Source organism: Ferrimonas balearica, from assembly GCF_019802085.1.
GTDB lineage: Bacteria > Pseudomonadota > Gammaproteobacteria > Enterobacterales > Shewanellaceae > Ferrimonas > Ferrimonas balearica_B.
Genome location: NZ_JAHVHV010000002.1, coordinates 874,526 through 887,485, shown reverse-complemented (window position 1 = coordinate 887,485; position 12,960 = coordinate 874,526). Strand labels below are relative to the sequence as shown.

Annotated in this window: 12 protein-coding genes; 5 read left to right on the top strand and 7 right to left on the bottom strand. The window is 65.6% G+C overall.

All coding sequences use genetic code 11. The annotated features are described in order from the left end of the window. The first annotated feature begins 196 nt into the window (after nt 1–196). Both KUV81_RS12440 and KUV81_RS12435 read left to right on the top strand, forming a co-directional pair. Nucleotides 197–1,732 (top strand): ATP-binding protein, encoded by a 1,536-nt coding sequence (locus KUV81_RS12440; protein WP_222544170.1) that lies wholly within the window; start codon nt 197–199, stop codon nt 1,730–1,732. After that, complete coding sequence (locus KUV81_RS12435) at nt 1,729–3,054, top strand: sigma-54-dependent transcriptional regulator (protein WP_222544169.1); 1,326 nt, start codon at nt 1,729–1,731, stop codon at nt 3,052–3,054. The genes KUV81_RS12440 and KUV81_RS12435 overlap by 4 nt, the downstream gene beginning before the upstream one ends. Before the next feature lie 46 nt (nt 3,055–3,100). Here KUV81_RS12435 and KUV81_RS12430 read toward each other — a convergent pair whose 3' ends face one another. Together KUV81_RS12430 and KUV81_RS12425 are read right to left on the bottom strand one after the other, a co-directional pair. After that, nucleotides 3,101–3,355, bottom strand: a complete 255-nt coding sequence (locus KUV81_RS12430) for an outer membrane protein assembly factor BamE (protein ID WP_222544168.1) — start codon at nt 3,353–3,355, stop codon at nt 3,101–3,103. A 27-nt stretch (nt 3,356–3,382) separates the two neighbouring features. Continuing rightward, on the bottom strand, nt 3,383–4,270 hold the full coding sequence (locus KUV81_RS12425; RefSeq protein WP_222544167.1) for a ribonuclease T2 family protein: 888 nt from the start codon (nt 4,268–4,270) through the stop codon (nt 3,383–3,385). Nucleotides 4,271–4,528: 258 nt separating this feature from the next. Here KUV81_RS12425 and KUV81_RS12420 point away from each other — a divergent pair, with 258 nt between their 5' ends. Then, nucleotides 4,529–6,541 (top strand): methyl-accepting chemotaxis protein, encoded by a 2,013-nt coding sequence (locus KUV81_RS12420; RefSeq protein ID WP_222544166.1) that lies wholly within the window; start codon nt 4,529–4,531, stop codon nt 6,539–6,541. Between the two features lie 60 nt (nt 6,542–6,601). Here the strand turns inward: KUV81_RS12420 and rhlP are convergent, their stop codons facing one another. Beyond that, a complete protein-coding gene (rhlP, locus tag KUV81_RS12415; RefSeq protein WP_222544165.1) occupies nt 6,602–7,420 on the bottom strand; it encodes a rhombotarget lipoprotein in 819 nt (272 codons plus the stop codon). A gap of 141 nt (nt 7,421–7,561) precedes the next feature. Then, entirely contained in the window at nt 7,562–8,458 is an 897-nt protein-coding gene (locus KUV81_RS12410) for a LysR family transcriptional regulator (RefSeq protein ID WP_222544164.1), read from the bottom strand. A 108-nt stretch (nt 8,459–8,566) separates the two neighbouring features. On the opposite strand from KUV81_RS12410, the gene KUV81_RS12405 reads away from it, so the two are divergent. After that, nucleotides 8,567–9,523: a universal stress protein gene (locus KUV81_RS12405; protein WP_222544163.1), complete on the top strand. Its 957-nt coding sequence runs from the start codon at nt 8,567–8,569 to the stop codon at nt 9,521–9,523. Continuing rightward, nucleotides 9,513–9,956: a phosphate-starvation-inducible PsiE family protein gene (locus KUV81_RS12400; RefSeq protein ID WP_222544162.1), complete on the top strand. Its 444-nt coding sequence runs from the start codon at nt 9,513–9,515 to the stop codon at nt 9,954–9,956. The genes KUV81_RS12405 and KUV81_RS12400 overlap by 11 nt, the downstream gene beginning before the upstream one ends. A 98-nt stretch (nt 9,957–10,054) precedes the next feature. On the opposite strand, the gene cydX is transcribed toward KUV81_RS12400, so the two are convergent. From cydX to KUV81_RS12385, 3 genes are read right to left on the bottom strand one after another with little or no spacing between them, the layout of a single operon-like run. Next, nucleotides 10,055–10,162, bottom strand: a complete 108-nt coding sequence (gene cydX, locus KUV81_RS12395) for a cytochrome bd-I oxidase subunit CydX (RefSeq protein WP_222544161.1) — start codon at nt 10,160–10,162, stop codon at nt 10,055–10,057. Nucleotides 10,163–10,189: 27 nt separating this feature from the next. Next, a complete protein-coding gene (cydB, locus tag KUV81_RS12390; RefSeq protein ID WP_222544160.1) occupies nt 10,190–11,329 on the bottom strand; it encodes a cytochrome d ubiquinol oxidase subunit II in 1,140 nt (379 codons plus the stop codon). Then, entirely contained in the window at nt 11,322–12,938 is a 1,617-nt protein-coding gene (locus tag KUV81_RS12385; RefSeq protein WP_222544159.1) for a cytochrome ubiquinol oxidase subunit I, read from the bottom strand. The genes cydB and KUV81_RS12385 overlap by 8 nt, the downstream gene beginning before the upstream one ends. Nucleotides 12,939–12,960: the final 22 nt, after the last annotated feature.

The window sequence follows — 12,960 nt, the reverse complement described above, 5'->3', positions numbered from 1 at the left end:
GGGCCCTGGCGGGGTTTCGCCGGAGCAGCGCCCCGCTTCGACTGCCGAAAAGGGCAGCGCCTCCTGCCCATATGGGGAGGGTCATCCGGAGTCGGGCCCTTGCCGCCACGCCCGCAGCCTGACACTCTGGGCATTGGCGCCCTGGCACGAAAGCTGTATGACCAGGACAGACAACCTTGTGGAGTGCCCTGAGTCCATGTCCCTCAAACGCTATCTGTTCTTTGCTTTTGGCTCGCTGATGCTGCTGTTCATCGCGGTGCAGATCCTGCTGCTCAACAAGCTGACCGCCGATTTTCACGACACCCTGGGGGATCAGTCCGCCGTGGTGGCCCGCCGGGTGGCGGAGATCACCGTGGAGAACCTGTTCGACGACGAGATGCTCCGCCTGGAGCCGCTGCAGGCCCCCCGGGCCCCGCTGCCGCCGGAGCAGGTTGAGGCGGTTCGGCAACAGCGCGAGGCGCAGGAGCAGCAGCGCGAAGCCGAGCGTCAGCACCAGGAACAGGTGCGTCAGGCGCAGGAGGCCGAACGTCAGCGCCAGCAGGCCTCCCTGTCCCAGCAGCTGCACGCCCTGGAGGCCCACAGCGAAGCGCTGGAGAGCCACCTCGAAGCGTTGGTGCTCACGCCCCACACCATGAGCGAGGAGGAGCAGGCGCTCATCAAGGCGGAGCTGGCCGAGGCACGGCGCCAGGCACTGGAGCAGGCCCGACAGATCAAGGTGGAGTTCGAGCGCGGCAGCGACCGGGTGTTCATCGAGGGCTTCGACGCCCCCCTGGCGATGACCCTGCTCCACGCCCCGGAGCAGGCGCTGATGAGCCAGTTCAGCCGCACCCTGTTCTGGGCCTTACTGCTCTCCGGCGGCATCGGCCTGCTGCTGATCTACTGGCTGGCCCAGCGACTGGCCCGCCCCCTGGAGGCCCTGGATCAGGGCTGTCAGCGCCTCTCCGCCGGTGAACTGGGCCACACCCTGCCGCTGCAGGGCAGCTCCGAGGTGCACCACGCCATCGGTGCCTTCAACCAGATGAGCCAGTCCCTGGCCCGAATGACCGAACAGCAAAAAACCCTGCAAAGCCGCCAGCACCTGGCGGAGATCGGCGAGATCGCCCGGGGCCTGGCCCACGCCCTGCGTAACCCCCTGCACACCATCGGCCTGGCCCTGGAGCGCACCGAGCAGGCGGACGCCGAGGAGCGCCAGCGCTGGCATCGACAGATCCGCGCCAAGCTGACCCACATGGACCGCACCCTGACCGCCATGCTCACCCTGTCCGCCAACGGCATCGACCGCAGCGAACGTCACCGGGCCCGGGCGCTGGTGGACGACATCATCCTGGAGCTGTCCATGGCCAACCCCCAGGGAGTGAGTTTTACCAACACCCTGCCCGACGCCCTGGTGCTGACCGGCGCCCACTCGGAGCTGCGCACCATGCTGCACACCCTGCTGGTCAACGCCCAGGAGGCTTCCCCCGCCGCCGGCGAGGTGCAGATTGAGGGCGAGGGGGACGATCAGAACGCCCGGATCCGGGTGCTGGATGGCGGCGCGGGCCTGGCGCCGGCGATGGTGGACCGGCTGTTCGAGCCCCACCAGAGCACCAAGTCCGACGGCTCCGGCATGGGGCTCTACCTGGCCCGCCGCCTGGCCCGGCTCTGGTACGGCGGTGACGTCGAACTGGCCGACCGCCCCGACACCCCCGGCTGCCAAGCCACCCTGACATTGCGACAAGGAACCGCCCAATGACCCCCTGCCCCATCGTCCTGCTGGAAGACGACGACGCCCAGCGCAGCCTGCTCACCACCCTGCTGGAGGAGGCCGGCCACCGGGTCAAGGCGGTGGCCACCGCCGACCAGGCCGCCACGGCCCTGGAGAGCCCCGACTGGCAGCTGCTGCTGACCGACTGGAAGCTGGCCGAGGGGGACGCCGGGCCCCTCATTCGTGATGCCCGCACCCGACGCCCGACCCTTGGGATCATCGTGGTCACCGCCTACGGCTCCATCGCCCACGCGGTGGAAGCGGTGCAGCTGGGGGCCGACGATTACCTGGCCAAACCCTTCCAGCGTCAGGCCCTGATGCTGGCCATCGACAAGGTCAGCCGCGCCCGTCAGCTGAGGGAGTCCAACGAGCGGCTCAGCGCCCAGTTGGCCCAGCAGGAGCAGTTGGTGGACCTGGTGGGCCACTCGGCGCCGATGCAGAAGGTGTACCGGCGCATCGAGCGGATAAGCCAGGCCAGCGCCACCGTGCTGATCCACGGCGAAAGCGGCACCGGCAAGGAGCTGGCCGCCCGGGCCCTGCACAAGCTCTCCCCCCGCACTGGCCCCTTCGTGGCGGTCAACTGCGGCGCCATCCCCGACAGCCTGGCGGAGTCGGAGTTGTTCGGTGCCGAGAAGGGGGCCTTTACCGGCGCCCACCAGACCCTGGTGGGCAAGCTGGAGGCGGCCAGCGGCGGCACCCTGTTCCTGGACGAAATCGGCGAGCTGCCGCTGAACCTGCAGACCCGACTGCTGCGGGTGCTGCAGGAGGGCAAGATCACCCGCCTGGGCAGCCATAAGGAGCGGGCGGTGGACCTGCGCGTGGTGGCCGCCACCCACAAGGACCTGGCCAAGGCGGTGGCCGAGGGGGAGTTTCGGGAGGATCTCTACTACCGGCTCAACGTCATCCCCCTGACCCTGCCGCCGCTGCGGGCCCGGCGGGAGGACATCCCGGCCCTGGTGCGCTGCCTGATGGCCCGCACCTGCCAGCGCCACGGCCTGCCGGAGCCGGCACTGGACAAGGCCCAGCTCAAGACGCTGATGGACCACTCCTGGCCCGGCAACGTGCGGGAGCTGGCCAACGCGGTGGAGCGCCTGGTGTTGCTCGATGAGCTGGAGCTAAACCCACTCCAGGCCAAGACCCGCCAGGAGGCGTTGCTGCCCAGCGAGGGGATCCAGTGGGAGGTGGTGGAGCAGCGCTACCTGAAAGCGGCGCTGGAGCGGGCCGAGGGCAACCGCTCCGAGGCGGCCCGACTGCTGGGCCTGGGCTACAAGGCGTTTCTCTACCGGGCGGAGAAGTACGGACTGGGATAACAAAACGGGCGGCCCCTGGGCCGCCCGTTGTGGTTTTGCCGAGGGGTTACTGCAACCCTTTGTTGGTGAACAGCACCGCGTTGTCGCCGGCAAAACCAATCTTGATCTGGGTCTCCTCGTCGCCCCAGACACAGCTTTCGGTGCCCAGGGCCTGCTCGCAGTGATCGGCGCCGCCGAGGATCGCCTCCACCTCGCTCTTGCTCATCCCCATCTCGATTTTGTCGTAGTTTTCCTGGGTGATCTTGCCACAGCCGGCCAGCAGCAGCGTCAGGGCCAACCCCCCCAATACCATCCGTTTCATCTTTGACTCCTGTTCACGCAAGGGCGGTTAGGGTAACAGATCGAAGCGGGCGGGACAGCGCTGCTGACCCTGGAAGGGGGCCGGCCGGGCCAGGCTGGGATCGCTGGGCAGGTCCGGTTGCAGGTAGAGGCGCACCTCCTCCAGATAACCGCCCCGACAGTGCAGGCTCACCGCCTCGCCCCAACCCCAACGCTCGAACGCCTCCAGCGCCGCCGCCAGGCTTATCTGCCCCCCGGCCTGGCGACGCAGTTCGGCGGCCGCCGAAGAGGCTTTGAGCCACTGGCTGTAGGTCACCGACTGCTGGAAGTAGGCCTCGGTGGACAGCCCGGAGCAGCTGCCGTGCTTGTGCCACTGGTAGCGCTCCAGACAGACCTGGGTGCCGGGCATCAGGGTATCCAGCTGCTGCCTCAGTTCCGGCTCCAGGGCGAGGGCGGAGTAGCGGCAAAACCCCTGGCGACGGCTGCCGTCGCAGTACTCCGGGTGGGGGGCCCGCGGGTGGGAGGGCCAGAGGCCGTGAAGCACCAGCTCCCCTCGGGCCTGACGGCAGTCGGGGCGGTTGCCCCGCTCGGCGCAGAAGCCACTGTGCCAACTCATCGCCAGGGTGTAGTGGGCAAAGGGCTGAGGCGCCGCGGCCGTGGCGTTTTCGCCCCCTTGATGCTCACCACACCCGGTGGCCACCCAGCGCCGCTGCCCGTCCACCTGCACCAGAAACCAGTCGCCACCGGGCTTGTTCTGGGCCAGTACCGGGTAGGCCTGACCGGGCACCAGGCTCAGCGCCCCGGGATTGCTCTGCTTACGAATGGACTGGAACGCCTCACAGGCCTGACTGGCCAGCAACTGGCCCTCGGCGGGCACCTGGCCCCAGGCGGGTTGGAGCAGAACAAGAAACAGGAGGGATCCCAGCAGCGCGCGCATAACCATTTGTGTTTTATGGAATAGGCGGCGCAGTGTAGCAGGGCAGTACGCAAAACGCCCGGGGCCATTCCCTAACTTCGAGCTGGATCAGGATGCAGTCGGCCGGGGAGCCAAGTCGGGTTTGAGGCGGATTTTCGCGGGGTGATCCCGTCGTCATTATGAAGACGGTTTCTGTGATCGGCTTCACCTCCCCCGCCACAGCCCTGGCGTAAGCTGTCGCCTAATTGTAATGGAAATAACAAATACAAAGAGGCAGTTATGAGATTTTCCCAGTGGCGCTTCGGACGCCAGATCGGCAGCCTGTCGCTGTTGATCTCAATGCTGGTGTTGACCGCGTTCGGCCTGCTCTCCTACACCCTGGCGGCCCAGGCTCTGCGTCAGAGCGCCATGGAAAACACTCAGAGCCAGCTCAGCGCCATGAGCGAGTTGCTCTCCATCCAGTACCAGTCCCAGCTGGACCTGGCCAACCACAACGCCGGCCTCTTTGCCGCCCTCTTCCCCGGTGAGTTCAGCCTCACCGGCAAGCGGATGGCGGTGGGGGGCATCGACGCCCCTGAGATGCGCAGCGGCACCCGGCTGGTGAACACCACCGTGGCCCAGGTGGACCGCTACGCCAACATCACCGGCGGCACCGCCACGGTGTTTGCCCGGGAGGGGGACGATTTCATGCGGATCGCCACCTCGCTGCGCCGCGAGGACGGCAGCCGGGCCACCGGCACCTTCCTCGGCCAGGGCCACCCAGGTTACCAGGCCCTGATGGCCGGCCAGGAGTACACCGGCTACGCCGATCTGTTCGGCCGTCAGTACATCACCGTCTACACCCCGCTGGTGCAAGAGGGCCGGGTGATCGGCGTGCTCTACATCGGCCAGGATGTCTCCTACGCCACCGAGCAGATGCGCCAGACCCTGGATCGCATCCGCATCGGCGACAGCGGCTACTACAGCCTGATCCGCCAGGAGAGCGGCGCCTTCCTCTACCACCCAGGGATGGCCGCCGAACCCAACGCCCTGGCGCTGAAGGACGATCTCGGTGAGCCCCTTTACCAGGCAGCGGTCTCCGGCCAACTGGAGGGGGTGCGGCAGTACCCCCAGGGCGGCCAGGCCTGGCTGCAAGCGGCCACGGTGATCCCCGGCCCCGGCTGGGTGCTGGCCGCCGCCGCTCCAGTAGCGGAGCTTGAAGCGGCCCTGGCGCCCCTGCGCGGCTTCAACGTGCTGGCGGCCCTGGGCGGGTGTCTGCTTATCGGCCTGTTGCTGGCACTGATGCTGCGTCGCACCCTCAACCGCCCGCTGGAGGAGCTGTGCGAGCAGATCGACGCCATCGGCAGCGGTAACCTGGCCCAGAGCCTGCCGCCGGTGCCGGCCCAGTCCGCCAACGAGGTGCACAGGATCACCGCCAGCGTCACCACCATGAGCCAGGGGCTGCGAGACCTGCTGAGCGCCCTGGCCCGCTCCAGCGAAGCCTTGGAGCAGGAAGCCCGGGGCCTGCAACAGGTGGCCCAGACCAACGGCACCGGCGCTGCCGAGCTGATGCAGCAGACCGATCAGATCGCCACCGCCATGGAGGAGATGAGCAGCTCGGTACGGGAGGTGGCCCGCCACGCCACCGGCTCGGCCGAGCAGTCACACCAGGTGGACGCCGCCGCCCAGGCGGGGGATCGCCAGGTGGACGCGGTGATCAACCAGATGCAGACCCTCTCCACGGCGCTGGGCCAGGGCTCTGAGGCGGTGGACCGGGTCGAGCAGGAGAGCGAGGCGATCGCCAAGGTGGTGCAGGTGATCAACGAGATTGCCGAGCAGACCAACCTGCTGGCGCTGAACGCCGCCATCGAGGCGGCCCGGGCCGGCGAGCAGGGCCGCGGCTTTGCCGTGGTGGCGGACGAGGTGCGCTCCCTGGCCCAGCGTACCCAGACCTCCACCACGGAGATCGCCCAGACCATCGAGCAGCTCCATGGCCGCACCCGGGAGGCGGTGAGCCAGATGGCCCACAGCCTGACCCTGAGTCAACGCTCCACCGAGCAGTCCGGTGAGGCCGGCGTGGCCCTGACCCAGATCGCCCAGAGCGTGACCCAGCTGGCGCAAAACGCCACCTCCATCGCCAGCGCCGCCGAGCAGCAGGGGGTGGTGGCCGACGAGATCGCCGCCAACCTCAGCCAGATCACCGAGCTGGCGCGGCAGAGCGAACAGGGGGCCGGCCAGACGGTGGACGCCGCCGGCCAGCTCAACGACCTGGCCCGTTCCCTCAAAGGGCACCTGGCCCACTTCCGCCTCTGACGGGGCCCGCAACGACAACGCCGCCCAGTGGGCGGCGTTTTTTATGGGGGCTTTACCGGTTTACCGGAAACGGCGGCGTCCCAGGTTCAGCAGGGAGAGCAGCAAAAGGCCGACGCCCCCCAGGGTTCCGCCGCCGAGGGAGTAGCCCGATTTGTGCTCCACCCGGGCCACCTCTTCGTTCTTGACCCGCTCGGTAAAGCGGACCAGCTCCGACTCCAGGTTGGTGGTCATGTCCGCCATCGCCAGCTGGAATCCGGCGTCGCCCTGCTCGTAGAGGCTGGCGGAGGCCTCGATGGCGGTGCTGGTCTCCTCCTGCTTGCTGACGCCCGGCGCCCGGAACAGCATCTTGCGGGTTTTGACGTCGAACACCGCGGTATCCACAAAGGTCTGCACGCTGTTCTGGTTGCCCGGGATCACGTACATGCCGACGATGGTCCAGTAGAGAAAGGCCGCCTTGTTCTCCGAGCTGCGCCGCACCTGGTCGTAGGAAACCAGCGCCATCAGCTCGACATCGTACAGACGGGCCACCTGCTCCAGGGTCTCAAAGCCCCGGCCCTGGGCCAGGTAGTCACTGGGGATCACCTCGATGCGATTGATGTAGTCGTACTCGAGAAAGGCCGCCTTGGTGTCCTCCAGCAGTTGCTGCTGGGCCTGACGGCTGAGATCGGAGCGGGTCGAAGGCACGAAGGCCACCCCCACGTTCACCGGCAGACGCAACGTCGGCAGCGTCTCGACGTGGGCCTGACGGCTCGCCTCATCGGGGTAGAGGTAGGCCACTAAACTGCTCGACTCGGCGCCGGTGGCCTGGTAATCCAACATGTACGCACTGCAACCGCCCAGCACCATCACCAACCCGGCCATCCCTAGCCATCTCCACATCGCTGTACTCTCCGCGTCAAAATCGTTAATGGGTATCAGAGGAAACAGCATACCACCTTGGTTTGCCTCGAAAAATAATGCCATCCAAGGCCGCTCTCCCCCTGGGTTGCGAGCCGTTCTGGGCACCAGGGCCCGTCCCGATCACCGGTGGGCGGTGAGGTAGCCGAGAAACGCCTCGGCCAGCACGGAGGGAGGCCGGTCCTTGGGCCAGACAAACTGCCAATGGGTCTGGATCGGCAGCTCCTTGACCTTGAGGCGCTGGATCCCCGCCATGCCGCCATAGGTGATGGCGTGCTCCGAGAGGATCGCCAGTCCCAACCCGGCGGCCACGCACTGCTTAATCGCCTCGTTGCTCTCGATCACCATCCGGGGCTCCAGCGCCAGATCCAGCGCCGCCAGGCACTGGTCGATGGCCAGCCGGGTGCCGGAGCCGGCCTCACGGAAGATGAACGCCTCCTGGGCCAGATCCTTGAGGCTCAGCCGAGGATGGCCACTCAGGGGGTGGGGATCCGGGGCGATCAGGTGCAGAGGGTTGGCCACCAGGGGGTGGACGTTCAGCGGCGGCTGCTCCGGCAGCTGGCTGATGACGTAGACGTCATCCTGGTGCTGGGCCAGGCGAGCCAACAGCTCGGCGCGGTTGACGATCTTCAGCTGCAGATCCACCAGGGGGTATTGCCGGACAAAGGGGCCGATGATGTTGGGAATGAAGTACTTGGCACTGGAAACCAGGGCGATGCGCAGGGTGCCGGCCTTGAGCTGATGCAGGTCCGCCAGGTTCATCTCCAGCCGCTCGGCGCTTTGCAGGATCTCCAGCGCGCAGCGGGCCAGCAACCGGGCGCTTTCGGTGAAGGCCAGCTGCCGGTGGTGCACCCGGTAGAGCGGCTCGCTGAGCTGTTCGCTGAGGCGTTTGAGCTGCAAGGAGACCGTGGGTTGGGTCAGGTGCAGGTGTCGGGCGGCGGCGGTGATCGAGCCGCGCTGATACACCTCGAGAAACACCTGAAGTTGGCGCAGGCTGACGCTGCGCAGGGGCAGAGGCATGGGCACCTCACATAGCACTTTGCCTATGGATGGCATTAGAAACATTTAGTTTCGCTAATGATAGCAATGGGGCAGAGTGGCGCCATCCCCGTGGTATTGGAGGTGGTTATGCAAAACGAAACGATCCTGGTTCCCCTGGCCCCCGGCCAAGTGCTCGGCGCCCAGTCCACGCCCCTGCTGACCTACGCGGAGGCCGCCGGCGCCAAACTCACCCTGGTCACCGTGGTTCAGCAGATCCAGATGCTCGGCTCCAGCGGCCTGTCGCTGCTGGACCTGCTCAAGCGGGCGATGCAGTCCCAGCAGGAGACCCTGGACGCCCAGGCCTACGAGCTGCGGCTGCGCTACCCCAGCCTGCGGGTCGACACCGAGGTGGTCAGTGGCAAACCCTTTATCGAGATCGTCAAAGCCGCCGAGCGCCACGGCGCCAGCCTCATCGCCATCGACGCCAGCCGGCGCCACAAGAGCGCCGCCTGCCAGTACGGCAGCACCACCCGTCACCTGATGCGCAAATCCCAGGTGCCCCTGTGGGTGCTGGCCCCCTCAGAGCGCACCGACTTCGCCACCGTGGTGGCCGCGGTGGACATCGTCACCTGCGATCCCGAGACCCAGCGGCTTAACGAGCAGATCGTCCAGCGGGCCCAGGCGATCGCCGAGCAGCAGGGGGCCAAGCTGCAGGTCTGCCACGCCTGGCGACTGGAGGCGGAGGGCTACCTGCGCAACTGGGCCCGCTACTCGGACACCGAGATCGCCCAGGTGGCCCAGCAGGAGGAGCGCCACCGTCGGGTGCGCCTGGAGGCCCTGCTGGCCCGCTTCGGCCTGACCCCGGAGCGGGTGCCGGTGGTGATGCTGGAGGGGGAGGCGAAAGCCGAGATCCCGGCCTTCGTCGAACGGGTCGGGGCGGACCTGCTGGTGATGGGCACCCTGTGCCGCAGCGGGATCTCCGGCTTTATCATGGGCAACACGGCGGAGCGGGTGATCGATCAGGTGCGCTGCTCAGTGGTGACCTTAAAACCCGATGGCTTTCGCTCCCCGGTGCTGGCCGAAGAGGTTCACCATGCAGATTGACCCCAGTGACCGCATGCAGGCGCAGCTGCAGCGGGTCATCCACTGGTCGGTGCGAGCCCTGTCGGTGCTGATGGTGTTCGTCATCGTGATGGGGGTGATCGACGTCGGCTGGATCCTGTACCAGCGGCTGATGATGGCCCCGCGTTTCGTGCTGACCATCTCCGACATGCTGGCCAGCTTCGGGGCCTTTATGGCGGTGCTGATCGCCATCGAGATCTTCATCAACATCACCATCTACCTGCGGGACAACGTCATCCACGTGAAGATCGTGATGGCCACCGCCCTGATGGCCATCGCCCGTAAGGTGATCATCCTGGACATGGAGGAGACCGAGCCCATCTACGTGTTCGCCATCGGCGTGGTGGCAGTGGCCATGAGCCTGGGCTACTGGCTGATTCACCAGCTGCCCCGCCAGCAGCACCTGGAGGAGTAAGCCAGACACAAAAAAACGCCGTCCCGAGGGGCGGCGTTTTGTCCTGTTAGGTTGGCCTGCGGCACGCCGCAGGCCAGGACGTTACCAACGAGGAGTTGTCAGTCGTCGTCCTTATCCAAGGCTTCCTGCGCTTCGAGCCACAGGCCATTGATGATGCCAAAGGCACAGGCCAGCAGCACGCCCAGGATCCAAGTGAAGTACCACATAGTGTCTAGCTCCTTATTTCCCAGGCCTTAGTACAGAGAGGCCGAATTCTTTTCGATGTGCTCGTTGTTCAGACGACCAAACATCTTGATGTAACACCAGGTGGTGTACGCCAGGATGAGGGGCACGAAGATCACCGCGGCCACCAGCATCACCTTGAGGGTCAGCTCGGAGCTGGTCGCATCCCACATGGTCAGGGAGTGGTTGGGGTTCTTCGAGCTCGGCATCACGAAGGGGAAGAGCGCGGACACGGCGGTCACGATCACACCCACGATGTTCAGGCTGGAGAAGAAGAACGCCAGGCCGTGCTTGTGCGCCTTAGTCGCCACCATCACCAGCAGGGGCATGGCCACCGCCAGCAGCGGGAACAGCCACAGTACCGGGTAGCTGTAGAAGTTGTTCCACCAGGCACCGGCCTGCAGTTCAACGGTCTTGGTCAGCGGGTTGGACGCGGCATTGGGGTCGATGGCGGAGGTGATGACGTAGCCGTCGATGAAGCTGTTCTGCCACACACCGGCAATCACGAACAGCAGCACGGAGGCGGTCGCCAGCACCATGGTGGCCTTGCGAGCCCGCTCCAGCAGCACGCCTTCGGTCTTCATCTGCAGCCAGGTGGCCCCGTGCAGGATCAGCATGGCAGCGGACAGCAGACCCGCCAGCAGGCCGAAGGGGTTCAGCAGGCCGAAGAAGCCGCCGTCGTAGTAGTTGCGCATCCACTCGTCGTAGTAGAAGGGCACGCCCAGGAACAGGTTGCCGAAGGCCACACCGAAGATCACCGGCGGAACGAAGCCACCAATGAACAGGCCCCAGTCCCAGCTGTTGCGCCAGCGCGGATCTTCAATCTTGGAGCGGTAGTCAAACCCGATCGGACGGAAGAACAGGGCGAACAGGGTCAGCACCATGGCGATGTAGAAGCCGGAGAACGAAGCGGCGTACACCATGGGCCAGGCGGCGAACAGCGCGCCACCGGCGGTCAGCAGCCACACCTGGTTGCCGTCCCAGTGGGGGGCGATGGAGTTGATCATCACCCGGCGCTCGTTGTCGGTCTTACCCAGGAAGGGCAGCAGGGCGCCCACTCCCATGTCGAAGCCGTCGGTCACGGCGAAGCCAATCAGCAGGACTACAACCAGTCCCCACCAGATCAGGCGTAAAGTTTCGTAATCAAGCATTGCTCGGAGTCTCCTTGGCCGGGGCGTTCAGGGCAGCGTCAAATTCCGCTTCTTTGTTTTGGCCTTGTTCAAAGTGGTAGCGGCCGGTTTTCAGGCTGCTGGGGCCCAGGCGGGCAAACTTGAACATCAGGAACATTTCCACCACCAGGGCCACGGTGTAGAAGCCGCAGATCAGGATGATGGAGAACCACAGCTCACCCACGGAGAGGCTGGAAGCCGACATGTAGGTGGGCAACACTTCGGCGATGGTCCAGGGCTGACGACCGTACTCGGCCACGAACCAACCACACAGGATGGCGATCCAGGGAGCCGGCAGGGTGAACAACAGAGCCTTGAGCAGCCAGGGCTTCTCGTCGACTTTCTGCTTGCAGCTTTGGAAGAACGCCATACCGATGAGGAACAGCATCAGGAAGCCCAGGCCCACCATGACACGGAAGGTCCAGAACATGGGGCCCACGGCCGGGATGGAGTCGTCCACCGCCTTGGCGATCATCTCTTCGGATGCGTTGGGGATGTCGTCGGTGTAGCGCTTGAGCAGCATGCCGTAACCGATGTCGTCCTTGTGCTCCTCGTACAGGGCACGCTCATCCTCGTTCAGCTCACCGGCACGCAGCCTCTCCAGCAGGCCGAAGGCCATCATGCCGTTGCGGATGCGCACTTCGTGCTCGGCCTTGAGGTCGATGATGCCAGTCACCTGCTCGTCCAGGGAGCGGGTGGCGATGATGCCCATGACGTAGGGGATCTTGATGGCGAAGTTGGTTTCCATGGTCTCGCTGTTGGGGATCCCCACAGCGGTAAAGGCAGCCGGGGCCGGGTGGGTTTCCCATTCCGCCTCGATGGCGGCCAACTTCACTTTCTGCACGTCCCCGACCTCGTAGCCGGACTCGTCACCCAGAACCAGAACGGACAGGATGGAGGCCATACCGAAGGCGGCGGCAACGGAGAAGGAGCGGCGGGCGAAGGGCAGATCGCGCTTCTTCAGCAGGAAGTAGGAGCTGATGGCCAGGACGAACACGGCACCGGTCACGTAGCCGGCGGCCACGGTGTGCACGAATTTCACCTGAGCAACGGGGTTAAACAGCACCTCGGCGAAGGAGACCATCTCCATTCGCATGGTTTCGTAGTTGAACTCGGCGCCGACCGGATGCTGCATCCAGCCGTTGGCCACCAGGATCCACAGGGCAGACATGTTGGAGCCCAGGGCCACCAGCCAGGTCACGGCCAAGTGCTGACGCTTGGACAGGCGATCCCAGCCGAAGAACATCAGACCCACCAGGGTGGACTCCAGGAAGAAGGCCATCAGGCCCTCGATGGCCAGAGGCGCACCGAAGATGTCCCCCACGTAGTGGGAGTAGTAGGCCCAGTTGGTGCCGAACTGGAACTCCATGGTGATGCCGGTGGTGACACCCAGGGCGAAGTTGATGGCAAACAACTTACCCCAGAACTTACACATGTCTTTGTAGACCTGCTTGTTGGTCATCACGTAGAGCGATTCCATGATCGCCAACAGGAAGGCCAGGCCCAGGGTCAGGGGCACAAACAGGAAGTGGTACATCGCGGTGAGCGCGAACTGTAACCTCGATAGATCGACGACTTCATCGATAATCATTGCGTTCTCCTCAACACCATTG